23 protein-coding genes and 1 pseudogene are annotated in these 24,551 nt (G+C 40.1%); 12 read left to right on the plus strand and 12 right to left on the minus strand.

What is annotated here, in order from left to right; all coding sequences use genetic code 11:
- Window positions 1–69 precede the first annotated feature (69 nt).
- Window positions 70–2,292 (plus strand): RelA/SpoT family protein, encoded by a 2,223-nt coding sequence (locus tag D8845_RS03505; protein WP_125452496.1) that lies wholly within the window; start codon window positions 70–72, stop codon window positions 2,290–2,292.
- 29 nt (window positions 2,293–2,321) lie between these two features.
- Window positions 2,322–2,765 carry a D-aminoacyl-tRNA deacylase gene (dtd, locus tag D8845_RS03510; RefSeq protein WP_125452497.1) on the plus strand — a complete coding sequence of 148 codons (444 nt, stop codon included), beginning with the start codon at window positions 2,322–2,324 and terminating at the stop codon, window positions 2,763–2,765.
- Window positions 2,766–2,803: 38 nt separating this feature from the next.
- Here the strand turns inward: dtd and D8845_RS03515 are convergent, their stop codons facing one another.
- The 8 genes from D8845_RS03515 to D8845_RS03555 all read right to left on the minus strand — a co-directional run bounded on the left by D8845_RS03515 (window position 2,804) and on the right by D8845_RS03555 (window position 8,473).
- Window positions 2,804–3,217 (minus strand): hypothetical protein, encoded by a 414-nt coding sequence (locus D8845_RS03515; protein WP_125452498.1) that lies wholly within the window; start codon window positions 3,215–3,217, stop codon window positions 2,804–2,806.
- A gap of 18 nt (window positions 3,218–3,235) precedes the next feature.
- Window positions 3,236–3,649 (minus strand): hypothetical protein, encoded by a 414-nt coding sequence (locus D8845_RS03520; protein WP_125452499.1) that lies wholly within the window; start codon window positions 3,647–3,649, stop codon window positions 3,236–3,238.
- 119 nt (window positions 3,650–3,768) lie between these two features.
- Entirely contained in the window at window positions 3,769–4,479 is a 711-nt protein-coding gene (locus tag D8845_RS03525) for a nicotinamide mononucleotide transporter (protein WP_185757359.1), read from the minus strand.
- Window positions 4,480–4,598: 119 nt separating this feature from the next.
- Window positions 4,599–5,249 (minus strand): metal-dependent transcriptional regulator, encoded by a 651-nt coding sequence (locus D8845_RS03535; RefSeq protein WP_125452500.1) that lies wholly within the window; start codon window positions 5,247–5,249, stop codon window positions 4,599–4,601.
- Window positions 5,250–5,327: 78 nt separating this feature from the next.
- On the minus strand, window positions 5,328–5,822 hold the full coding sequence (tpx, locus tag D8845_RS03540; protein WP_033682328.1) for a thiol peroxidase: 495 nt from the start codon (window positions 5,820–5,822) through the stop codon (window positions 5,328–5,330).
- A gap of 122 nt (window positions 5,823–5,944) precedes the next feature.
- Window positions 5,945–6,874 (minus strand): metal ABC transporter substrate-binding lipoprotein/adhesin PsaA, encoded by a 930-nt coding sequence (psaA, locus tag D8845_RS03545; RefSeq protein WP_125452501.1) that lies wholly within the window; start codon window positions 6,872–6,874, stop codon window positions 5,945–5,947.
- Between the two features lie 31 nt (window positions 6,875–6,905).
- Window positions 6,906–7,754, minus strand: coding sequence for a metal ABC transporter permease (locus D8845_RS03550; protein ID WP_000559776.1), 849 nt, complete (start codon window positions 7,752–7,754; stop codon window positions 6,906–6,908).
- The gene (locus D8845_RS03555; RefSeq protein WP_000619145.1) at window positions 7,751–8,473 is read right to left on the minus strand and encodes a metal ABC transporter ATP-binding protein; all 723 of its coding nucleotides are present in this window, start codon (window positions 8,471–8,473) and stop codon (window positions 7,751–7,753) included. Before D8845_RS03555 ends, D8845_RS03550 begins: the two co-directional genes overlap by 4 nt.
- A 177-nt stretch (window positions 8,474–8,650) precedes the next feature.
- Between D8845_RS03555 and pepO the strand changes: the two genes are divergently transcribed.
- Together pepO and D8845_RS03565 are read left to right on the plus strand one after the other, a co-directional pair.
- On the plus strand, window positions 8,651–10,543 hold the full coding sequence (gene pepO, locus D8845_RS03560; protein ID WP_125452502.1) for an endopeptidase PepO: 1,893 nt from the start codon (window positions 8,651–8,653) through the stop codon (window positions 10,541–10,543).
- 59 nt (window positions 10,544–10,602) lie between these two features.
- Complete coding sequence (locus tag D8845_RS03565; protein ID WP_125452503.1) at window positions 10,603–11,367, plus strand: lipoprotein; 765 nt, start codon at window positions 10,603–10,605, stop codon at window positions 11,365–11,367.
- A 105-nt stretch (window positions 11,368–11,472) separates the two neighbouring features.
- On the opposite strand, the gene D8845_RS03570 is transcribed toward D8845_RS03565, so the two are convergent.
- The 3 genes and pseudogenes from D8845_RS03570 to D8845_RS03580 all read right to left on the minus strand — a co-directional run bounded on the left by D8845_RS03570 (window position 11,473) and on the right by D8845_RS03580 (window position 14,632).
- Window positions 11,473–12,102, minus strand: coding sequence for an MBL fold metallo-hydrolase (locus tag D8845_RS03570; RefSeq protein WP_125452504.1), 630 nt, complete (start codon window positions 12,100–12,102; stop codon window positions 11,473–11,475).
- A gap of 101 nt (window positions 12,103–12,203) precedes the next feature.
- Window positions 12,204–13,394 (minus strand): annotated as a pseudogene (locus D8845_RS03575) (oxidoreductase).
- 164 nt (window positions 13,395–13,558) lie between these two features.
- Complete coding sequence (locus tag D8845_RS03580) at window positions 13,559–14,632, minus strand: DUF2974 domain-containing protein (protein ID WP_125452505.1); 1,074 nt, start codon at window positions 14,630–14,632, stop codon at window positions 13,559–13,561.
- A 155-nt stretch (window positions 14,633–14,787) separates the two neighbouring features.
- On the opposite strand from D8845_RS03580, the gene D8845_RS03585 reads away from it, so the two are divergent.
- The 8 genes from D8845_RS03585 to D8845_RS03630 all read left to right on the plus strand — a co-directional run bounded on the left by D8845_RS03585 (window position 14,788) and on the right by D8845_RS03630 (window position 22,437).
- On the plus strand, window positions 14,788–15,465 hold the full coding sequence (locus D8845_RS03585; protein ID WP_125452506.1) for a response regulator transcription factor: 678 nt from the start codon (window positions 14,788–14,790) through the stop codon (window positions 15,463–15,465).
- Window positions 15,458–16,432, plus strand: a complete 975-nt coding sequence (locus D8845_RS03590) for a sensor histidine kinase (RefSeq protein ID WP_125452507.1) — start codon at window positions 15,458–15,460, stop codon at window positions 16,430–16,432. Before D8845_RS03585 ends, D8845_RS03590 begins: the two co-directional genes overlap by 8 nt.
- A gap of 435 nt (window positions 16,433–16,867) precedes the next feature.
- The gene (locus D8845_RS03600; RefSeq protein ID WP_125452508.1) at window positions 16,868–18,379 is read left to right on the plus strand and encodes an ATP-binding cassette domain-containing protein; all 1,512 of its coding nucleotides are present in this window, start codon (window positions 16,868–16,870) and stop codon (window positions 18,377–18,379) included.
- Window positions 18,380–18,718: 339 nt separating this feature from the next.
- Entirely contained in the window at window positions 18,719–19,768 is a 1,050-nt protein-coding gene (locus tag D8845_RS03605) for a DUF389 domain-containing protein (RefSeq protein ID WP_084928275.1), read from the plus strand.
- 717 nt (window positions 19,769–20,485) lie between these two features.
- The gene (locus D8845_RS03615) at window positions 20,486–20,788 is read left to right on the plus strand and encodes a TMEM175 family protein (RefSeq protein WP_004240734.1); all 303 of its coding nucleotides are present in this window, start codon (window positions 20,486–20,488) and stop codon (window positions 20,786–20,788) included.
- Window positions 20,713–21,054: a hypothetical protein gene (locus D8845_RS03620; RefSeq protein WP_000397556.1), complete on the plus strand. Its 342-nt coding sequence runs from the start codon at window positions 20,713–20,715 to the stop codon at window positions 21,052–21,054. The genes D8845_RS03615 and D8845_RS03620 overlap by 76 nt, the downstream gene beginning before the upstream one ends.
- Before the next feature lie 13 nt (window positions 21,055–21,067).
- Window positions 21,068–21,391 (plus strand): potassium channel family protein, encoded by a 324-nt coding sequence (locus D8845_RS03625; RefSeq protein WP_001253404.1) that lies wholly within the window; start codon window positions 21,068–21,070, stop codon window positions 21,389–21,391.
- Window positions 21,388–22,437: a DUF389 domain-containing protein gene (locus D8845_RS03630; RefSeq protein WP_084928276.1), complete on the plus strand. Its 1,050-nt coding sequence runs from the start codon at window positions 21,388–21,390 to the stop codon at window positions 22,435–22,437. The genes D8845_RS03625 and D8845_RS03630 overlap by 4 nt, the downstream gene beginning before the upstream one ends.
- Before the next feature lie 163 nt (window positions 22,438–22,600).
- On the opposite strand, the gene thrS is transcribed toward D8845_RS03630, so the two are convergent.
- A complete protein-coding gene (thrS, locus tag D8845_RS03635) occupies window positions 22,601–24,544 on the minus strand; it encodes a threonine--tRNA ligase (RefSeq protein WP_049502404.1) in 1,944 nt (647 codons plus the stop codon).
- Window positions 24,545–24,551: the final 7 nt, after the last annotated feature.

Raw genomic sequence — 24,551 nt, forward strand, 5'->3', positions numbered from 1 at the left:
AGTAGGAATTTTCTAGTTTTCATATTCTTAAAAAAGTGATAAAATGGTAGGAAGAATTGGAGAGTAGAGATGCCGAAAGAAGTGAATTTGACGGGCGATGAGGTTGTCGCTTTAACCAAAGAATATTTAACGGAAGAGGATGTCCATTTTGTCCATAAGGCCTTGGTCTATGCGGTGGAATGCCATTGTGGTCAATATCGCCAATCAGGTGAGCCTTATATCATTCACCCCATCCAAGTGGCAGGTATTTTAGCTAAGCTCAAGCTGGATGCTGTAACGGTAGCTTGTGGTTTCTTGCATGACGTGGTGGAAGATACAGATGCGACCTTGGACGATTTGGAAAGAGAGTTTGGTCCTGATGTGCGGGTAATCGTAGATGGGGTTACCAAGCTTGGTAAAGTTAAATACAAGTCTCACGAAGAGCAGTTGGCAGAAAATCATCGCAAGATGCTCATGGCTATGTCTGAGGACATCCGCGTTATCTTGGTTAAACTGTCTGACCGCTTGCACAATATGCGGACCCTGAAACATCTTCGAAAAGATAAGCAGGAACGTATTTCCAAAGAAACCATGGAAATCTATGCTCCACTTGCCCATCGTTTGGGGATTTCCAGTGTCAAATGGGAATTGGAAGACCTATCTTTCCGTTATCTAAATCCTACGGAGTTTTACAAGATTACCCATATGATGAAGGAAAAACGCAGAGAGCGTGAAGCCTTGGTGGATGAGGTGGTCACAAAATTAGAGGAATATACGACAGATCGTCATCTAAATGGGAAGATTTACGGTCGTCCCAAGCATATTTACTCGATTTTTCGCAAAATGCAGGATAAGAGAAAGCGTTTTGAGGAAATCTATGACCTGATTGCTATTCGTTGTATTTTAGATACCCAAAGTGATGTTTATGCCATGCTTGGTTATGTGCATGAACTTTGGAAACCAATGCCAGGTCGTTTCAAAGACTATATCGCTAACCGCAAGGCCAATGGTTATCAGTCCATCCATACGACTGTTTATGGACCAAAAGGGCCGATTGAATTCCAGATTCGGACCAAGGAAATGCACGAGGTGGCTGAGTACGGGGTTGCGGCTCACTGGGCTTATAAGAAAGGTATTAAGGGGCAGGTTAACAGCAAGGAATCAGCTATTGGGATGAACTGGATCAAGGAGATGATGGAGCTCCAAGACCAGGCTGATGATGCTAAGGAATTTGTGGATTCAGTTAAGGAAAACTACCTGGCTGAGGAGATTTATGTCTTTACTCCAGATGGAGCTGTCCGTTCCCTTCCCAAAGATTCAGGACCGATTGACTTTGCTTATGAAATCCATACAAAAGTTGGGGAAAAAGCAACTGGTGCCAAGGTCAATGGTCGTATGGTTCCGCTGACAACCAAGCTTAAGACAGGGGATCAGGTGGAAATTGTCACCAACCCCAACTCATTTGGGCCGAGTCGTGACTGGCTCAACATGGTCAAGACCAGCAAGGCGCGTAACAAGATTCGTCAGTTCTTTAAAAACCAAGACAAGGAATTATCTGTCAACAAGGGTCGTGAAATGCTGATGGCTCAGTTCCAAGAAAACGGCTATGTAGCCAATAAATTCATGGACAAGCGTCATATGGACCAAGTTCTGCAAAAGACCAGCTACAAGACAGAAGAGTCCCTCTTTGCGGCTATTGGTTTTGGAGAAATCGGTGCTATTTCTGTCTTTAATCGTCTGACTGAAAAGGAACGTCGTGAAGAAGAACGTGCCAAGGCCAAGGCTGAAGCAGAAGAACTTGTCAAAGGTGGCGAGATCAAGGTTGAAAACAAAGAAACCCTCAAGGTCAAGCATGAGGGTGGTGTGGTCATTGAAGGTGCATCAGGCCTCCTAGTGCGGATTGCTAAGTGTTGTAATCCTGTTCCTGGTGACGATATTGTTGGCTACATTACCAAGGGTCGTGGTGTGGCTATTCACCGTGTGGACTGTATGAACTTGCGTGCTCAAGAAAACTACGAGCAACGTCTTCTTGATGTGGAATGGGAAGACCGGTACTCTAGCTCAAATAAGGAGTATATGGCTCATATCGATATTTATGGCCTCAACCGTACAGGACTATTGAACGATGTACTGCAAGTTCTTTCAAACACAACCAAGAATATATCAACAGTCAACGCTCAACCAACCAAGGATATGAAGTTTGCTAATATCCATGTATCCTTCGGCATTGCCAACCTCTCGACGCTGACTACGGTCGTGGACAAGATTAAGAGTGTGCCAGAAGTTTACTCTGTCAAACGGACTAACGGCTAATTGCCTTAGCTCTTACTAGAAAGGCTATTATGAAAATCATTATCCAACGGGTTAAAAAAGCCCAAGTGAGTATCGAAGGTCAGGTTCAGGGAAAAATCAATCAGGGGCTCTTATTGCTGGTTGGTGTTGGACCAGAGGACCAAGAGGAAGATTTGGATTATGCTGTGAGAAAACTGGTCAATATGCGGATTTTTTCAGACGCAGAAGGCAAGATGAACCTGTCTGTCAAAGATATTGAAGGAGAAATCCTTTCTATTTCTCAGTTTACCCTCTTTGCGGATACTAAGAAAGGCAATCGTCCAGCCTTTACAGGTGCAGCCAAGCCTGATATGGCATCAGATTTCTATAACGCTTTCAATCAAAAATTAGCGCAAGAAGTGTCCATTCAGACAGGCATCTTTGGAGCGGATATGCAAGTTGAGCTGGTCAATGACGGACCAGTCACCATTATCCTTGATACGAAAAATAGATAAGAAAGACCAAGCCCAGCCGGATTGGTTTTTCTCATCTATCATAAAATACTCCAAAAAGAAATCGGTTCTTGATAGGCCTTGGGGAAATCTTGTTTCAGGATTTGGCTTATGCGATAGGAAGGGATGAGGTGTCCTAGGATTAGGAGAGTTCCCAGAAGGAGAAGTGGCATACCACTTAAACATATCAAGGAGAGAATCATCAGGATATCCCATAGGAGGATTTGTAAGGTAAAACCCCAGAATCTTGGTCTAATCTGGGAATAGAGTTGACTAAAGTGGTCACAAAGTTGGTTGGAAAGATAGGTCAATAGCACAGGATGAAAGAAAATGAGCCAACCGCTATAAATCAAAATCCAGTCCCAAGTAAGCCCCTCTTTAAATGTCAAAAATGCCAGCATGATTCCATCAATAACAAGGAGCTCAATGGTTTTGATAAAGATGATTTTTCTCATGCTAAAACCTCCTTTTCCTTAGAGACATTCCCACAAAGAGATATGTTTGTTGTAAAAATCTGGATAGTTTTCTCTTAGGTAGTTAGTCGTCATATAATATAAAGTAGAATGACAAGCAGTGACGATTGGCATAAGAGAGGGAAAACGCTGAGAACTAACGAAGGTTAAAACGACAAAAAATAGAAAATCAATGGAGAGAACCCCTAAATAGTAGAAGGGAATCTTTTTATTGATTTGAGGATAAATCTCAGCGAATTGATGTTTGAGTCGGACGACCAAGCGAAACAGCAGTAGTCCCTGAGCAAGGAGGAAAATAAAACCAGTGAGCAAGAGCCATTCTAAAGCTATCTCGGGTCTAGTGGTAAAAAATGCAAGTAGTAGCAAATCGCTGACTACGATGGCTGCAAAATGGATTCTAAAGAGATTTTTCATAAGATGACCTCCCTCTTTTATCTAGCTTCATTCTACTCCAAAAGAATGGGAGTTACAAGTAAAATGATAAAAAATTTTAGTAAGGAGATTCTGTTAGATTTCTTTATTTGATTTTCCTCTTATTGTTTTACTTCTTCATCATTCCAGACAAATAAAGCTCCGATTGCATTGAGGATATAAAAGATGTATTTACCGATATTGGCAAAGTTTCCTTGAATGCCAGCCTTTGTCAGCTGAACGAAATTGTAAATCAACCAAAATCCCCACTGAGTTGTCAGTTTCAATGCATTCAAAGCATTGGCAATGAGAGATAGTGCGAAGGCAATAGTTGTTACGTAGGCAAGGAGATTCATCTTTCCTCCATAGCCGATATAGTTGGTCGCAAAGGCAAAGAGGAAGGCGATGATGGAAATGATGATGGCCGCCAATTTTAGCTGTTTTTGGCTCATTTGGTTAGGTCTGCCTTCTTGCGAAACTTCCCATTTCTTAATAGCAAAGGTATAGATGAGGAAGGTGACAGGATAGGTAATGATGGCCGCCTTATTTCCAAGGATATAGTCAATGGTGCCAGACAAAATCGTATTGACAATGCCAAAGTAATTTCCCCATTTGCTTAATTTTCCCGTGAAACGAGTGGACAACATGGAAATCCCAACGTTGGTTACGGAAATGAATCCAAAGGGAACAAGAGCTGTCCATGGTCCCCAGTCTACGAATTTGTCGAGACGGGAGTTAAGATAGCCAGATGCGATCGCAATTCCAACGACCAAAGCAACTCCGAAGAGGTCAAACCATTTAGATGTCGCAAAAATTTTTAGTGATTTTTTCATAGGTTAAGGTATCTTTCTTGTTTTTTACATCGATTTTATAATAAAATGAAAGCAAAATCAAATGATAGAAATAAAACCCTGAAAATTAAACTTTCAGGGTTAGTGGGGGACTTGAGAAATTAGTTGATTTTCTCGACATAGAGTTGTTTGGCAATGTCCATATTCACTTGTAAATCTTCATTTTTAGTGAGGATAGTGAAGGTATTGCTGAAGCCATCAAACTGCTTGACTTGGAGATGATCACCGATGTGAAGTGAGTGCTTGTCCAGATAATGGAGAATGTCAAAACTATCGTGCACCCGAGTCAGACGGTAGGATCCAGCTTCCTTGATATCAGCTAGTGGTAGGTTATTGATTTCAACTAGGAGTTCTCCCTTAGCAGGAATAGTACCTCCGTGGGGGCAGGTCTTGGGAAATCCTAGTAGTTTATCCAGTCTTTCCACGAACAGGTCAGAGACAGTATGCTCCAGGACCTCAGCTTCCTCGTGAATCTGGTCACTTGTATAGTCTAAATGATGGACTAGAAAAACTTCAATCAAGCGATGCTTACGGTAGAGCTCTGAGACCAGTTTGAGTCCAAGGTCAGTCAGTAGATAGCCACATTCCTTGTCCTTGAGGATGAGATTTTCACTTTTCATCCGTTTAATCATTTCAGTTACGGCAGGGGGAGAGACTTGCATGCGGGCCGCAATTTCCTTGTTGGTGATTTTATGCAGGTCTATGCCAATTTCATAAATACATTTTAGATAGTCTTCTTTATTCGGGGTCATTCGCTTCCTCTTGTCTAATATCTCTATCTAGTATATCAAAAAAAGCTAGATTTCTCTAGCTATCTGCCACAATGGCTTCTAATTTAGTTCTTTAGCAGCTGCAATTGCGGCTTCGAAGTTTGGTTCAGAGTTGATATTGTCCACGTATTCAACGTAGCGAATAGTATTGTCGGTATCAAGGACAAAGACTGCGCGTGCCAATAGATGCCACTCATTGATTAAGAGGGCATAATCACGTCCAAAGGAATGGTCGAAATAGTCTGAGAGCATGATGGCATTTTCAATACCTTCAGCACCGCACCAACGTTTTTGGGCAAAAGGGAGGTCCATGGAAACAGTCAAGACAACCGTATTATCCAGTCCAGCCAGTTCTTCATTAAAACGACGCGTTTGAGTTGAGCAGATTCCTGTATCGATAGAAGGCACGACACTCAAGACTTTTTTCTTGCCATCAAAATCAGCCAGAGATTTTTTAGAAAGGTCTGTTGTAGTGAGTGAAAAATCAAGTGCCTTGTCGCCGACTTGTAGTTGTTTACCTGTAAAGCTCACAGGATTTCCGAGAAAAGTTACCATAGGATACTCCAATCTTTTTTCTTCCATTTTAGCTGAAACAGCCGGAATTTTCCAATGATTTGACCGGAAATGTGTGCATAGAAAAAACGCCAGCTCATGTGAGAATGACGTTTTTCAGAGGCTTATTTTGCCAATCCTTCAGCAATCTTATCAAGGTTGTATTTCATCATGTTGTAGTAGCTATCGCCTTCTTTACCTTGTTCTGCGATAGAGTCAGTAAAGATTTGTGCGTAGATTGGGATGTTTGTGTCTTGTGAAACAGTCTTCATTGGACGGTCATCCACACTTGATTCTACAAAGAGTGAAGGAACTTTTGTTTGGCGAAGTTTTTCAACCAAGGTCTTGATTTGGTCAGGTGTTCCTTCTTCTTCAGTGTTGATTTCCCAGATATAGGCACTTGGGACACCGTAGGCTTTAGAGAAGTATTTGAAGCATCCTTCGCTGGTTACAATGAGTTTTTTCTCAGCAGGGATGTTGTTAAATTTCTCCTTAGCTTCCTTGTCAAGTTTGTCTAGCTTATCAGTATATTCTTTGAGGTTTTTTTCGTAGAATTCCTTGTTGCTAGGGTCTTTAGCACTCAATTGTTTTGCGATGTTTTTAGCAAAAATCATACCGTTTTCAAGGTTAAGCCAAGCGTGTGGGTCTTCTTTGCCTTTTTCGTTTTGGCCTTCAAGGTAGATAACATCAACGCCTTCGCTGACTGCAAAGTAGTCTTTGTTTTCAGTTTTCTTAGCATTTTCTACCAATTTTGTAAACCAAGCATTGCCACCTGTTTCAAGGTTGATACCATTATAGAAAATCAAATCAGCTTGAGAAGTTTTTTTGACGTCTTCAGGAAGCGGTTCGTATTCGTGTGGGTCTTGACCAACAGGAACGATACTGTGAAGATCAATCTTGTCACCAGCAATATTTTTAGTAATATCAGCGATGATTGAGTTTGTAGCAACAACTTTTAGTTTTTGACCAGAAACAGCATCTTTTTTTCCGCTAGCACATGCTACAAGCACAATGGCGGAAAGAAAAAGAACGAGTAATGTACCTAATTTTTTCATTAGATCCTCCAATTTATTGGGGTTTTGCCCCTTATTTTAACAAATGTTTATTTTTCAGTTTCAAATATCGTTGTTTTGGAGCGATAAAGAAGCTAATGAGAAAGAAACTAGCAGCTGTGAGCACGATACTAGAACCTGCCGCAACGTTAAAGCTATAGCCGATAAAGAGTCCCAAAACTGAAGCTGTAGCTCCAAAGGTTGAGGAAAGGAAAATCATACTTTTCAGGCTATTAGCATAAAGATAAGCAGTTGCAGCTGGGGTAATCAGCATGGCTACAATCAGGATAGTTCCGACACTTTGCATGGCTGTCACAGACACGAGAGTCAGGAGTACCATGAGAAGGTAGTGATAGAAATTGACAGGCATTCCCATGGCTTTGGCCAAGAGTTCATCAAAGGAAGTGATCAAGAGTTGCTTGAAGAAAATCCAGATTAACAAGAGAATGGCTGCACCAACACCCATAGTAATAAACATATCCGTATCTTGGACGGCCAGGATATTACCAAAAAGGATATGGAACAGGTCAGTTGAACTTTTAGCGACACTAATCAAGATGATACCGAGGGCTAAGAAAGAAGAAAAGGTAATGCCGATGGCGGTATCGCTTTTGATAATCGAGTTCCCCTTGATGTAGGTAATGATGATGGCAGCTAGCAATCCAAAGACAATGGCTCCGATAAAGAAGTCAAGGCCCAAGATGAAGGAGAGGGCTACACCTGGCAAGACAGCATGTGAAATGGCATCTCCCATGAGTGACATCCCGCGTAGAATGATGAAACATCCCACAGCTCCAGCTACGACCCCGATGACAATGGCTGTTATCAAGGCATTTTGTAAGAAATGGAATTTTTGCAATCCATCGATAAATTCTGCAATCATAGATCACCTCCATTGAAAAAGAGTCGATTACCGTAAGCTTCTTTGAGATTGGCTTCGGTAAAGGTTTCTTTGGTTGGACCAAAGGCAATCACTTCTCGATTGACAAGCAAGACTTGATCGAAGTAGTGGGCAACCTTGCTGAGGTCGTGGTGGACGATGAGAACCGTCTTCCCAGCTTTTTTCAGATCTCTCAGCGTATTCATGATGATTTCCTCACTAACAGAGTCAATCCCAACAAAGGGTTCATCCAAGAGGATATAGTCGGCTTCCTGCACCAAACATCTGGCAATCAAGACCCGCTGGAACTGACCTCCAGACAGTTGACTGATTTGACGTTCAGCGTAGTCAGCTAGACCGACAATTTCAAGGGCCTCTTGCACTTTCTTCCAATGTTTAGCCTTTAAACTTCGAAAGAGAGGGATAGAGGGAAAGAGTCCTAGCGAGACACATTCCTTGACCTTGATGGGAAAGTTGTAGTCGATATTGATTTTTTGTTCGACATAGGCGATTCGATGTAAGGATTTTTTAACTTCCTTGTCATCGAGAAATGCCTGACCTTGATGTGGGATAATTCCCAGCATCCCTTTTAATAATGTTGATTTCCCAGCACCGTTTGGACCAATAATACCGGTAATTGTTGGTCCGTGGAGCACTAGTGAAATATCCTTAAGTGCCAACGTTTCTTTGTAGGAGACGCTGAGGTTTTCGATACGTATCATAAACTTGTATTCCTCCTGCCTCTTAATATACATTAAAAAAAAAATTAAGTCAAGTTAATTTTTAAAAAAATTAAAATAATAACTGAAAAATGATGGAAAGAGAAAGTTCATTTTTAATTGCATTCCCAGTTAATTTTTGTTAAGCTAAAAACAAGTACAAATGAAAGCGAGAACAAGATGACACGTTATCAAGATGATTTTTATGATGCAATCAATGGAGAATGGCAACAGACAGCTGAAATTCCAGTAGATAAGTCTCAAACGGGAGGTTTTGTTGATTTAGACCAGGAAATTGAAGACTTGATGTTGGCGACAACAGACAAGTGGTTGGCAGGTGAAGAGGTGCCTGAGGATGATATCTTGGCGAACTTTGTCAAATACCACCGCCTAGTTCGTGATTTTGATAAGAGAGAAGCTGACGGTATCACACCTGTCTTACCACTCCTTAAAGAATTCCAAGAATTGGAGACTTTTGCAGATTTCACTGCCAAACTAGCAGAGTTTGAACTTGCAGGAAAACCTAACTTCCTTCCTTTTGGTGTATCGCCAGACTTTATGGATGCCAGAATCAACGTTTTATGGGCTAGCGCTCCAAGCACGATTCTGCCAGACACGACCTACTATGCAGAAGACCATCCTCAGCGCGAAGAGCTCTTGACTCTTTGGAAAGAAAGTAGCGCAAATCTTCTCAAGGCTTATGATTTCTCTGATGAAGAAATTGAAGACTTGTTAGAGAAAAGACTAGAATTGGACCGTCGAGTTGCGTCAGTAGTGCTTTCTAATGAAGAAAGTTCAGAATATGCTAAACTCTACCATCCATATGCTTATGAAGATTTCAAAAAATTTGCGCCTACCCTACCTTTGGATGACTTCTTCCAAGCCGTTCTTGGACAAGTGCCAGACAAGGTTATTGTAGACGAGGAACGTTTCTGGCAAGCAGCAGACCAATTCTATAGTGAAGAAGCTTGGCCTCTCCTCAAGGCAACCTTAATATTGAGTGTTGTCAATCTCTCAACCAGCTATTTAACAGAAGAAATCCGTGTCTTATCAGGTGCCTATAGCCGTGCGCTTTCAGGAGTTCCAGAAGCCAAAGACAAAGTCAAGGCAGCCTACCAGCTAGCACAAGGTCCTTTCAAACAAGCCTTGGGGCTATGGTATGCCCATGAAAAATTCTCTCCAGAGGCCAAGGCAGACGTGGAGAAAAAAGTGGCAACTATGATTGATGTCTATAAGGAACGCTTGGCTAAAAATGACTGGCTGACTCCTGAAACTCGTGACAAGGCCATCGTCAAACTCAATGTTATCAAGCCTTACATCGGTTACCCAGAAGAATTGCCAGAACGCTATAAGGACAAGGTAGTGGATGAAAATGCTAGTCTTTTTGACAATGCTCTAGCCTTTGCGCGTGTAGAAATCAAGCACAGTTGGAGCAAGTGGAACCAGCCTGTAGATTACAAGGAATGGGGCATGCCTGCTCATATGGTCAATGCTTACTACAATCCACAGAAGAACCTGATTGTCTTTCCAGCAGCCATTTTACAGGCTCCTTTCTATGACTTGCATCAGTCATCTTCTGCTAACTATGGTGGGATTGGGGCAGTTATTGCCCATGAAATTTCTCACGCCTTTGATACCAATGGAGCTTCCTTTGATGAAAATGGTAGCCTCAAGGATTGGTGGACAGAGAGCGACTATGCTGCCTTCAAGGAGAAAACACAAAAAGTTATTGATCAGTTTGATGGACAAGATTCTTATGGAGCAACCATCAACGGTAAATTGACTGTATCAGAAAATGTGGCTGACTTGGGAGGAATCGCTGCAGCGCTTGAAGCAGCTAAGAGAGAACCAGACTTCTCAGCAGAAGAGTTCTTCTACAACTTCGGTCGCATCTGGCGTATGAAAGGTCGTCCAGAATTTATGAAACTTTTGGCCAGCGTTGATGTGCACGCACCAGCCAAACTCCGTGTCAATGTACAAGTACCAAACTTCGATGATTTCTTTACAACCTATGATGTCAAAGAAGGAGACGGTATGTGGCGTTCGCCAGAAGACCGCGTCATTATTTGGTAATGAATCGAATCTAATACTAAAATCCGTAAATCTATATAGGATGGATTAAAGAGGTTAACATGAAGAAATTTTTAATGATGCTTTCAGCTATTCTTACTGTTTTTGTTTTAGCATCTTGTGGCTCAAACAAAAAAGAGGAAAAAATAGAACCTTCGGCAACACAATCATCTTCGACCAAAGAGGAACAGAAGGAAACCTCTACGAAGTCAGAGAGCCAAACTAGTACAAGTTCTTCAATGGCAACACCGTCAACAACAATGGAAAAGAAAAGTGAAACAGGAAAAGATTTGTACGAGGGAGTAATAGAGCGGTACAATCACTATCAGGCTCTTTTAAGTATCGGTGACCGAGAATCTTTGTATGAAAAGTTGAAACAGTACAAGATTTTTTCTGAAGAGTATGGCTATATCTTTACACTGAGCACCTACGATAAACCAGCTAGTCTCCATTATGTATACGCTGATTTAAATAATGACGGTCAAGATGAATTGATTATTGGAGATAAAAAATATATAGGGGCCATTTACTATTTAGAGAATAAACAACCAAAGTTGCTTCATACAGCTTATGTAGTTTCTGCGGGAGGTTTTCGTTCCAGTTTAGTTATTTATGAAAACGGTCAAGTCAGATATGCAGACTGGCAGTCAACACGACCAGAAATGAACTTAAGTCTGTATGCTTTTGATAAAGACGGAGCACAGAAGATTAAGGAAGGTATCTTTCAAATTGGTAGTGATCAAAAGCCAGAGCAAATCTTAGAGATTTCTTCTAATGAACTTGATTTAGCTAAATTTGATTGGAAAGAATTTGAGCCAGTCAACTAGTATTCGATGAAATTCAATACTAGGCTAGATTCTAAAATCAAAGAATGGAGAATTGAATAGCAATACACAAAAACCAAGGATAAAAATTCCTTGGTTTTTTGCTACTTAGAAAAAAGGATTAAAGGTCTTTTCATGGGCGATGGTCGTAGCTGGACCATGTCCTGGATAGACATCATAGTTTGGTAGAGTGAAGAGTTGGGTCTGGATACTATGAAGGAGTTGCTCCATGCTACCAGTCGGAAGATCCGTCCGTCCGATTGTTTCACGGAATAGGGCGTCTCCTGTCAAGACTAGGTGAGCATCAGGAAAGATGATAGAAACACCTCCGATAGAGTGTCCTGGTGTTGGCAAGACAGTGAAACGAAATTCCTCTAATTGATATTCCTCATGAAAGACAAAGGTGTGTTCTGCAGGTTTTGCGACCACATCTGCCATATCATCGTGGCGAGGAAGCCCAGAGAGATTATCGACAGGAGTATAGAGCCAGCTGGCTTCACTATCTGCGATATAGACCGGAGGATTGCCAAAAGTCTCGCGAACCAAGTCCAGACTCATGATATGGTCATAATGGGCGTGGGTCAAGAGAATAGCGCAGATCGGTTTGTTGATGTTCTCTATTGTCTGACGAATAGCTTCCCAATGGCTACCAGGATCGATGACGATGAGGTGTTTTTCACCTTCTAGGTAATAGGTGTTTTCATAGGCAACAGGATTCACAGTTTTATGGATTTTCATATTAGCTCCAATCTCAAAGAATGTACTAAATTAAGTATAGCATAGAAGAGAGAAATAAAGTGAAAAGAAAGTCCCTCTTTTGTCTTAGAGGGACAAGGACCTTATTTAAATTTGAAACCTTCGTAAGTCAGTTTTGCCTTGAGATTCTTTTTCTTGATTTGCTTAGCAAGGGCCTTCATCATAGGAAGAGGTCCAGACCTGACCGTAGTCTGGTCAGGGATTTCTTCTTGCTCCAAAGTCAGGTATCCATTTTCATTGCTATCGACTAGCCGAAGGTCAAAGTTAGCATTTTGACGGGCGTATTCACGAAGTAGATCTAGGTAGACAGCATTTTCCTCTCCACGGAAACTATAGTAGAAGCGGACGTTCCTGTCTAGGATAGGATGCTCTCGGATATAAGAGATGAAAGGTGTAATTCCAATACCACCTGCAATCCAGATTTGCTGCTTTGAACCGTGTTCCATAGTCATATGCCCATAGGCACGATCAACAGCAATCTTGCTACCAATTTGAAGTTTGTCATAGATATTCTTGGTGTGGTCACCAGAATTTTTAACTGTAAAATAAAGAGTTCGTCTTTGCCCTCCTGAGATGGAGAGAGGGTGTGGAGCAGTCTCAAAACCTTTTTGGAAAATTTTTAGAAAGGCGAATTGTCCATAGTCGTAGTTGAAAGGATGGCTGAGTTCCATTTCAATTTCAGTCGTATCGTGGTTGAGGTGTTTGATTCCTACGATTTTTCCAAGATAGGTGAAACCGACCTTTTGATAAAGGAAAATAATATAAAAATCTGCGAGCAAGCCTAAAATAGAATAGATTCCAAAGATAAGACCTAGGAAACTAAAGGAGAGGAGACGATTTCCCATGATCATCAAAACATGAAAGAGTCCAAAGATATAGGATAGATAAACCAATCAATGAATCCATCTCCACGCTTCATACTGGATGTATTGTCCCAGATAGGCAACCAGAACAATACTGATAAAGATATAGATAGCGATATTTCCAAACTGGGCAGCCAAATGCGAACCCCAGAGACCGCCCATGCTAAAGTTGTATAGGGTTAGTAGGAGAATGGATAGAAACGCGGTGAATTTGTGAGCCAGATACATCTTTTCAAGACCGTTAAACCAAGCCTCAAGCAGAGGTACGCGGCTAGCTAACATAAAAGTAAGTGAGAGGGTAGTGAGAGCTAAACCAGGGAACAGAAATTGACTAGCGCTTGAACTGAACCAAGCTAGGATAGTCAGAAGCATACTAAGTCCGATAAATAAAATACCTTTTAATGATTTCAGAGTAGATGTCCTTTCATAGATTAACTTACGTTAGATATAATGATGTTTATTACATTTCGACAAAAAAAAGAATCTGTCGTCAAGGTTTAGGATTTAGACTTACTTTTCTGACACTTTTTTTCTAAAAAAGCCAACGAATCGTGTGATTCATTGGCTTTTCTACCTTAACAATTTTTCCAAGCTTGGTAACGGGTATCAATCAATAATTGGGTAAGGCGTCCCATGGTTTCCCTTTCTTCTGGAGTGAGGGATTGCGCTTGGACGAAGAGATGACGAATGTGTTCGATAGCCTTTAAGGAAGACAGGTCATTGATGGAGCTAATCCCAGCATCTAGAATGGTGCCAAAGAAGAGGTCGAAGTAGAGCTGGAGTTCTTCGTCAGGGACTGTGGCCACCCACTCCTTGAAGGTTGTGTCGACTTGTTGGCTATCACTGTTGGTCTTATCTAGTTGGACGAAGTGCTTGTCCTCAATCTGCCAACTAAAGGTATCATGTTGGGCGATACCACCCAAGGCAGTACTGTGCACGATGATTTGGTGGTTAGGGATTTCCATCATCATACCGATAATGGACCCTTGTGGGATGAAGACCTTGGTTCTATCCATTATCCTTTGATAGCCCTCGGTTTGTGTCAGTTCTTTGTGGAGACCAGGCGCATCAAAGGTATAAACTGCTGTGATTTGATCTTGCAAGCTTTGCTCAATTTGGCTAGCAGCATAGATGGCTAGATTTCCTCCCTTGGAATGCCCAGCCAGAATGACCTTTTGCTTAGGATGGTGGACAAGAAAATTTCTTAAATAACGTAGGGCGTGCTTTTGAGCAGGAATTTCCTTCATATAGGTCAGGTGGAAATCTTCCTTCCAGCCAATGATACTGTCATCAGTCCCACGAAAGACAATCAGATAGGTATCGAGAGTGAGGCGGTAGGTCATAGCCGCAAATTGCTTTTGCAGCTCAGGGTCGATGTCGTTGATAAAATGGGAGAGTTTGCAATTTTTGAAGCGCTTGTGTTGAGATAGCTCATCCAATAGCTGGAGGCGATTTTTACTGGTCAACATGTTAGATTCTCTTGGAACCTGAGGTGCAAGGTCTAAAAGTCGCATAGGAGTTGTGGAGACCAGATTATCAAAGGAGAGGTAGGTGGTTTCTGTTAAGGTTAGAATGTCTAATTCATTTAAAGGAAGGTCGTAAAAGGAATCGTGTGCGACATCTTTCAGATAGTCAAAAATATTGGCCATAAGAGCTCCTTTCTTTTTATTTATCTTATCAAATTTCCCTCAAATTAGCTAGTAGGGTTGCCTCACTTTGTTGGCTAAAAACAAGCTCTTTCAAATTCAGTTTCAGACCTTCTAGCATGGAAAAATCTGTTATAATAATAGAAAAGGAGAAGCGCATGCACAAGATTTTATTAGTAGAAGATGACCAAATTATTCGTCAACAGGTCGGAAAAATGCTCTCTGAATGGGGATTTGAAGTGGTTCTAGTAGAAGACTTTATGGAAGTTTTGAGCCTTTTTGTCCAATCGGAACCTCATCTGGTCCTCATGGATATTGGACTGCCTTTGTTTAATGGCTATCACTGGTGTCAGGAAATCCGCAAGATTTCCAAGGTGCCTATCATGTTTCTGTCTTCGAGAGACCAGGCTATGGATATTGTCATGGCAATCAATATGGGCGCGGATGACTTTGTGACCAAGCCTTTTGACCAGCAGGTTCTTTTAGCCAAGGTTCAGGGCTTGCTGCGCCGTTCCTATGAGTTTGGCCGTGACGAGAGCTTACTGGAATATGCCGGTGTTATCCTCAATACCAAATCCATGGATGTACATTATCAAGGTCAAGTCTTGAATTTGACTAAGAATGAATTCCAGATTTTACGCGTTTTGTTTGAGCATGCGGGTAATATCGTAGCGCGTGACGACCTGATGCGAGAACTTTGGAACAGTGACTTTTTCATTGATGATAATACTCTCTCTGTCAATGTGGCTCGTTTGCGTAAAAAGTTGGAAGAGCAGGGCTTGGTAGGATTTATCGAGACCAAGAAAGGGATAGGGTACGGACTGAAGCATGCTTGATTGGAAACAATTTTTTCTAGCCTATCTGCGCTCCCGTAGTCGTCTTTTGGTTTATCTGCTTTCTTTGACGTTTCTGGTTTTGCTCTTTCAGTTTTTATTTGCAAGTTTAGGAACTTACTTTCTCTACTTTTTCCTCTTGTGTTGCTTTGTGACCATCTTATTTTTCACTTGGGACATATTGGTGGAAATGCAGGTCTATCGCCAGGAAATTCTCTATGGGGAGAGAGAAGCCAAATCTCCATTGGAAATTGTTTTGGCTGAGAAACTAGAAGCGCGTGAGATGGAACTTTATCAGCAGAGGTCAGATTCAGAAAGAAAACTAACGGATTTACTTGATTACTATACCTTGTGGGTCCATCAGATTAAGACCCCCATTGCAGCCAGTCAACTCTTAGTTGCAGAAGTAGATGACCGCCAATTAAAGCAGCAATTAGAACAGGAAATTTTCAAGATTGACTCCTATACCAATCTAGTTTTACAGTACCTACGTTTAGAAAGTTTTCATGATGATTTGGTCTTGAAGCAGGTTCAAATCGAGGACTTGGTTAAGGAAATAATTCGTAAATATGCTCTTTTCTTTATTCAAAAAGGCTTAAATGTCAATTTACATGACCTTGATAAAGAAATCGTGACGGATAAAAAGTGGCTGCTAGTGGTTATTGAGCAAATCATTTCAAACAGTCTCAAATACACCAAGGAAGGTGGTCTGGAGATTTATATGGAAGGCCAGGAACTCTGTATCAAGGATACGGGAATCGGGATAAAAAACAGTGATGTACTCCGAGTCTTTGAACGTGGTTTCTCAGGCTATAATGGTCGTCTGACCCAGCAGTCATCTGGACTTGGCCTCTATCTCTCTAAGAAAATTTCTGAAGAACTGGGGCACCAGATTCGCATCGAGTCTGAGGTTGGAGAAGGAACGATAGTAAGAATTAAGTTTTCCGATATGAATCTGATAATTGAGTGAGAAGAGACAATGAGTTTTTACCCAATCTCTTTTTGCTATATTTCAGGATATTTGAAGACTGTTTTTTACAAAATCAATAATAGAATTTTTAATACGGAATATAGTATAAATACTGGTTCAAAGTGAAGTTTTGTATGCTTTATACTTTTGTTGAGTATAAAATCTATAAACTAAGGGTGAATTACAAAAATTAATTTGAGATGAAGTGAATTGTAGACTTGGGAAATGTCTCCTATTCGATTTCAGAATGAATCGTTGATACAGGATTAAAAGAACTGCAGCTTTCTTTTTATTTTGAATGATAGTAAAAACTGCAGTACTTGTGTGATTTACAATTATTGCACTCAATGTCCGAGTATCGCACTATCTGAAATAGGGAATAGTAGAGATTGTTCTGCGATATGTAAAAAAACGCATTAGTAAGGAGTATCGTATATGCTACCATATCTTAAAACTATTAGATGGTATCTCTTCTTTAATTTTCTTTTTGGTGTAGTATCGAATATCTGCACAGCTTTGTTACCGTATTTCACGCAGGCATTAATCAAAGGGGATTATCAAGTAGCTCTATATGGTTACTCTATGTCAGTGGCTGGCTATTTGAGTTGTAACTATATCCAAATGATACTTGATTGGAAGCAGGGGATTATCTTTTCGACTACTTTGAAAAATGAGTGGTTTCGTTCACTTCTGGGGCTCAGTCACCACGATTTCAAGCAGAAAACAGTAGCAGAGTATATTTCCTATCAATCTAATGACCTAGATTCGTTGGAAAAGGATTACCTTCCTCCATTGATGAGTTTTATCAAACAAATTTTACGTATCATCATTTACGCTTTCATTATTAGCAGAACAATTAATCCTATTGTATCACTGATTTTAATCTTTTCTACTGGAATTAGTATTCAAATTCCTAAAATCGTTGGGAAGTTGACCGCTAATCGTAGACAGGTTTACTTGAAAAAACAAGGAGATTACTATCGAACTTTGGAGGATTTGCTCATGGGACATCATTTGGTAAATAAACTAACTATGTCGCATTTTTTGAATCAACAAAAGAGTTCTCTAAAGAATTTGCAGGATAAGTATTTTAAGTATGGTTTGACAAAAATTACAGGCATCTTATTGACAGGTGTTTCTTTTGAATTCATTAGTCTTGTTCTGTTTATTTATTTAGCCTACTCTCTATCTCACCAGCAACTCGGTATTCCTGAGGTGGTGGCGAGTTTCGGATATATTAATGCTTTTTCTGAACCAATACAGGAAATCCTTTATGATTTACAAATGTTAGAGTCCGTAAAGCCTGTAATCAAGAGTTTTCAAAACATTGTTGGGAGACCCGTTTCAGTTCAAGCACCTCAACATTCTTTTGATACGATTACTTTGAAAAACATTTCCAAGCAACTGGGAGAATCAAAATTGATAATTACTTCCGCTACGATTCAAAAAGGGGATAAAATTGCGCTTATTGGTAAGAATGGGTCTGGAAAAAGTAGTCTTCTCAACATTTTAAATGGAACAGATGAAGATTTTGAAGGACAAATTGTGCTAGATGGGCTTGTTTTGGACCATCTTTGGGGAAGATTCGGTATGATTCTGCAACAAGAACATACATTTATTTCGAGTTATGAAAATAATGTAACGATATTCAATAGTTTCAATGAAAAATTCAGAGAAGAAGATTTTGAAAAAATTCCACCACAATCCTTGTCAGGTGGTCAGCAACAACGAATGTATTTAAATCGTGAGAAAAATCGTAAAAATCCATTGCTTATCCTAGACGAACCTTTCTCTGCCTTGGATACTAATCAGTTTAAAATGGAATTGGAAAGAGTTCTGGAACTACCAAGTGCCGTCATTGTTACTTTACATCGCCAAAACGAATTATTAAGTAAGTTTGACCAAGTTTGGGAAATTAAGAATGGAGAACTTGTAATTTTGAAATAGCTAAATTATAAAGAATAAAACGCATATTATCAGGTGAACTGCACCCCAAAAGTTAAATTTTTTCTGTCTAACTTTTGGGGTGCAGTTCAGAGATACCGTTTTTCCTTCTTCGGATAAGGAAACAAAAATTTCTTGCTTCATCTATCTATTCAATTGATAGATTTCGTCAGAGAAAGACTGTAAAATTTTTGATATAATGTTAAGGATAGACTGACGGATACTTAGAGGATAATTTTCAAAAGAATTACAGATGAGAATTAAAATATGTAAGACTGGACAGAAGTCTCTCTACCATCATCCATGCAGAAACAAGATTATATGAAATAAGAGGAGTAACCAATGACCGGAAACTATTCAACACGTGAATACCGTGAAAAATTATATGATGATCTTCATGTTCGATTAAGAGATACAGTGATTTTGATGTGTGCGATTTTTATTGCCTCTATCGGACTAAATATGAATTCAACAGCTGTCATTATTGGAGCCATGCTGATTTCCCCTCTTATGACACCGATTGTTGGACTGGGGTTTGGTTTAGCTATTTTTGATACGCGTTTAATCAAGCAATCTCTAGAGGTTTTATTTACCCAAGTATTGGTCAGCTTGCTTGTCTCGGCTCTATATTTCTGGATTTCTCCCTTATCTTATGAAAGTAGCGAATTGATTGCACGAACCTCTCCAACCATTTGGGATGTTCTCATTGCTATCGCGGGTGGGATAGCAGGTTTCATTGGTTCAAGGAAAAAAGAAGCAAACAATATCGTACCAGGAGTAGCCATTGCAACAGCTCTGATGCCACCTATCTGCACTGCAGGATATGGTTTAGCTAATGGAAATGTACGATTTTTATTTGGGGCTCTTTATCTTTTCTTGATCAACTGTGTCTTTATCATGCTAATCAACATTGTTGGAACAAGAATTTTTATGAGAAAATCTCCCTTAAGTTCATTTAATGAGCTAAACATTAAAATGAAAATTGGGTTGATATCCTTGATTGTATTATTGGTCCTTCCAGCCAGCTATTCAGCAGTCACTCTGACGATGGATCAAGCGCGAAAAGAAGGGATCAAACAGTTTGTAGAAAATGAGTTCGCCAATCATACGGTCATTAATCAAGTCTACAAGTCAAGTAGCAATGAATTAGTCTTGACGGTTGTTGGAGATCCGATTTCAGAAGAAGAATTAGAAACACTCCACCAAAAACAAGCCTCTTACGGTATTCAATCTGTTCAATTGAAAGTGAATCAAGTTCAGAACTCGCCAACATTAGATAGTGAAGCGACCAAGGAATTTTATGAAAACATTGACAAGTATATTGATCAAAAACTCTCTGAAAAAGATTCACAAAACGATCTCGTAAAAGAAAATGAAGCAGACAAGGATTGAGGACAATGAACTGAATCGGTTTTTACGCCGTGTTTTTCTTGTATCTTCCTCTTTCTTACTTATAGCAGGTTGTTTTTGCTTGAATAAGAAATAAATTAGAAGTTCTATCATCTAAGAAAAATGATGAAAAAAATCATTTAACTAATGGTGTGAACGTTTAGTGTTTATCAGCTCCATTCTCTGTAATTTTGGGGGTAAAATCCACACCATTTAGATAAAATTAGTTGAATTTGATTGGAAAAACGCTTTTATAAAAGCGGAGAAAAGTCTTGATATTACGCTGTTTTTAGTCCAACTGAAATTCATACTTTCCAAACCAGGCTTGAAAAAAGCTCGTAAAGCATCACAATTTAGTAAACGTTAAAACTTATTTAAACTTATTGAAAGCATTTCGTATCAAAAATACGGGATGCTTTTTCTGTTCACCCCAAATTTTTGTAACTAGGTGATACTTGAAATTAATACAAATTTGGTTGTTTTTGATAAATCTAAGCAACACTAAATGATGAAGTGAAAGGGGATGAATCTTTGATAGTATTCATTTATTGTGAAATATGATATACTTATTAATTAGATGGATGAATACTTCTAGAGTTAAATATAGCATAATAGGGACAGACTTTTTGGTTTATTTTTGTTTGTAGTCGGATTATGAAAGAATATCCAATATTATGCGATAAGATAGAATGTTACAAAAAAGAAAGGGGATGCAATCCGATGAAGAAAGACAGATTAATTGTATTGACAGATGCTGTTCTAGCAATTATTATGACCATCTTGATTTTAGAGTTAGAAAAACCAACAACACCAAGTCTTGAAGCTTTTTGGGATTTACGGCAAAATTTCTTTGCTTGTTTTCTTTCCTTTTTCTGGTTGGGATCGTTATGGATGGCACTAAACACATTATGGGAAAAGGTTGAGAAAATTTCCTCAGAAATTATTTGGTGGAATTTGTTTCTACTCTTGGAGCGGCAGGAGTTCTCTTTGGAGAATTTCATGCCATCCAAGATACCAGTCTGAATGATGTGGTGGACCGGATCTATATAAATGTCAAGGATTTACCGTTTCAGTCCTTGGGAGCTTTAGCTAATATCCTGTCTGATGTTAAGAAGGGACTGATTCAAGACAGTCATATCTGGTCTTTCTTCCAGTCATTTTTCAAACAATATCAGTTGATAATCAGCTTAAATCAGATCTATCAGTTTGTCTATCTTTCTCTGATGGAGATCATGTCCTATCTTCACTTTGATTATTGGAAAAAACGGCTCGGTCAGGAGCTAGTATGAATAAGGAGAACAAATGAGACGTTTAAAAATGTTATGGCATATTATACAGGTTACGGGTTTTACTCGGTTTGCTCTGAGTTTTGTGACCTTTGTTTTTGGGTCAGGAGGCGTGCTTTTCCTAGTTGAACCTGCTATCACAAATTACGGAGACGGTCTTTGGTATGCTTTTGTGACTTCGACGACTGTCGGCTACGGGGATCTCCTAGCTGTGACCTTGATTGGAAGGATTACCAGTGTCTTCTTGACGATTTATGGGCTCATATTTTTTGGCTGTTTATCAGCTGTTATTATTAATTATTATACCGATTTAAATAAGGAAAGAGGAGAGGACAAATGACTGCCAATTATTCAACACGGGAATACCGTGAGAAATTATATGATGATCTTCATGTTCGATTAAGAGATACAGTGATTTTGATGTGTGCGATTTTTATTGCCTCTATAGGTTTAAATATGAATTCAACAGCTGTCATTATTGGAGCCATGCTGATTTCCCCTCTTATGACATCGATTGTTGGACTCGGATTTGGTTTAGCTATTTTTGATACGCGTTTAATCAAGCAATCTTTAGAGGTTTTATTTACTCAAATATTGGTCAGTTTGCTTGTCTCGACTTTGTATTTCTGGATTTCCCCCTTATCTTATGCAAGTAGCGAGTTGATTGCACGAACCTCTCCAACCATTTGGGATGTTCTCATTGCTATTGCTGGTGGGATAGCAGGTGTAATTGGGTCAAGGAAAAAAGAAGCAAACAATATCGTGCCAGGAGTAGCCATTGCAACAGCTCTGATGCCACCTATCTGTACTGCAGGATATGGTTTAGCTAACGGAAATGTACGATTTTTATTTGGGGCTCTCTATCTTTTCTTGATCAACTGTGTCTTTATCATGCTAGCCAACATTATTGGAACAAGAATTTTGATGAGAAAATCTCCCTTAAGTTCATTTAAAGAGCTAAATATTAAAATGAGAATTGGCTTGATCTCCTTGATTGTATTATTGATTCTTCCAGCTAGTTATTCAGCAGTCACTCTGACGATAGATCAAGCGCGAAAAGAAGGAATCAAACAGTTTGTAGGAAAAGAGTTCGCCAATCATACGGTCATTAATCAAGTCTACAAGTCAAGGAACAATGAATTGGTCTTGACGGTTGTTGGAGATCCGATTTCAGAAGAAGAATTAGAAACGCTCCACCAAAAACAAGCCTCTTACGGTATTCAATCTGTTCAATTGAAAGTCAATCAAGTTCATAATTCGACAAAATTAGACAGTAATACGACCAAGGAATTTTATGAAACCATTAACAAGTATATCGATCAAAAACTCTCTGAAAAGGATTCACAAAAAGATCTCGTAAAAGAAAATGAAGCAGACAAGGATTGAGGATATTGACCTTATCCAACTCATGAAAGCAAATCTTGGGAGGATATCATTTGTTGTTGTTTTACCAATCACTACTAGCTAAGATTAAATAAAATATAAAAAGCAACAGCTGAAATAGTTGTTGCTTTTTAGGTAGCTAGGATTTTATCCCAGGTTTTATCTCTTATTTCTCAACGCGTGATTTGTTGGCGATATCAGCTAGGATAGCTTGAACAAAGTCATCGACTGAGACAGTTTGTGTTTCTTTTTGGCCATAGCGGCGAACGTTGACAGTCCCGTCTTCCATTTCCTTGTCCCCAACAATCAATTGGTAAGGAATCTTACTTGTTTGTGATGCACGGATCTTGAACTGCATTTTTTCATTGCGCTCATCTACGTCTGCACGGACACCGCGGTCACGGAGTTTCTTCGCCACTTCCCAAGCGTAGTCCACGTGTTTTTCGTTAGAAACTGGGATGAGGGTTACTTGGTGTGGTGCAAGCCATGTTGGGAAGGCACCCTTGTAGTTCTCAATCAAGATAGCTGTGAAGCGTTCCATAGTTGAGATAACTCCACGGTGGATCATAACTGGACGGTGCTCTTCGCCATCAGCTCCGATGTATTTAAGGTCGAAGCGTTCTGGAAGCAAGAAGTCAAGCTGGATAGTAGAAAGAGTTTCTTCTTTACCAAGGGCAGTCTTAACTTGAATATCCAATTTTGGTCCGTAGAAGGCTGCTTCACCTTCGGCTTCAAAGTAGTCCACACCCATTTCATCAAGGGCTGCGCGAAGCATGGTTTGGGCATTTTCCCACATCTCATCGTTGTCAAAGTACTTGTGAGTATCTTGAGGGTCACGAAGAGAGAGGCGGAAGCGGTATTCATTCAAGTTGAAGTCTTCATAAACATCGATAATCAACTGAAGAGCACGTTGGAATTCTTCTTGGATTTGTTCTGGAGTTACAAAGAGGTGACCGTCGTTAAGAGACATTTCACGTACACGTTGAAGACCAGTGAGGGCACCAGATTTTTCGTAGCGGTGCATCATACCGATTTCAGCGATACGGATTGGCAACTCACGGTAAGAGTGAACATGGTGTTTGAAGACTTGGATGTGGTGCGGGCAGTTCATTGGACGAAGGACAAATTCTTCCCCGTCCCCCATGTCCATAGTTGGGAACATGTCTTCTTGGTAATGATCCCAGTGACCAGAAGTCTTGTAAAGTTCAACAGAAGCAAGTGGTGGAGTGTAGACGTGTTGGTAGCCTGAAGCTAGCTCTTTGTCTACGATGTAGCGTTCCAATTCACGACGAATAGTCGCACCATTTGGCAACCAGAATGGCAAACCTTGACCAACCTCTTGAGAAATCATGAAGAGATCAAGCTCTTTACCAAGTTTACGGTGGTCACGTTCCTTAGCTTCTTTACGCATTTGAAGGTAGTTTTTCAAGTCTTTCTTGTCAAACCAAGCTGTACCATAGATACGTTGCATCATAGCGTTGTCGCTATTTCCACGCCAGTAAGCACCTGCTACATGGAGAAGGTGGAAGATTTGGATACGGCCTGTTGATGGGACGTGAGGGCCACGGCAGAGGTCTACATACTCACCTTGACGATAGATAGTCAAACCACCTTCGTCTTCAGAGTGTTCTTCAATCAATTCTAATTTGTAAGGGTCGTTCTTGAAGATTTCACGTGCCTCGTTTTTAGTCACTTCTTCACGAATTGATGGGAAGTTTTCTTTGACGATTTTTTGCATTTCTTCTTCGATACGAGGAAGGTCTTCGTTAGAAATTTGACCAGCAGTGTTGTCAGTATCGTAGTAGAAGCCGTCTTCGATGGCTGGACCAACTCCCAAGTGAATGTCTGGGAAAAGGCGACGAGCGGCTTGGGCAAACAAGTGAGCAGCTGAGTGACGCAAGATTGGAAGGGCATCTTCGTGATCAGGTGTCACAATTTCGATGTTTCCATCTTCAGTGATGGCACGAGTAGTGTCGATGAGTTTGCCGTTGAATTTACCAGCCAAGGCTTTTTTAGCTAGGGAATTGCTGATAGATTGGGCAATTTCAAAAGTTGTAACGCCAGATTCGAATTCACGAACAGCGCCATCTGGGAAAGTAATGTTAATCATGATGTTC

Source organism: Streptococcus mitis, from assembly GCF_003942865.1.
GTDB classification, from domain to species: Bacteria; Bacillota; Bacilli; order Lactobacillales; family Streptococcaceae; genus Streptococcus; species Streptococcus mitis_BI.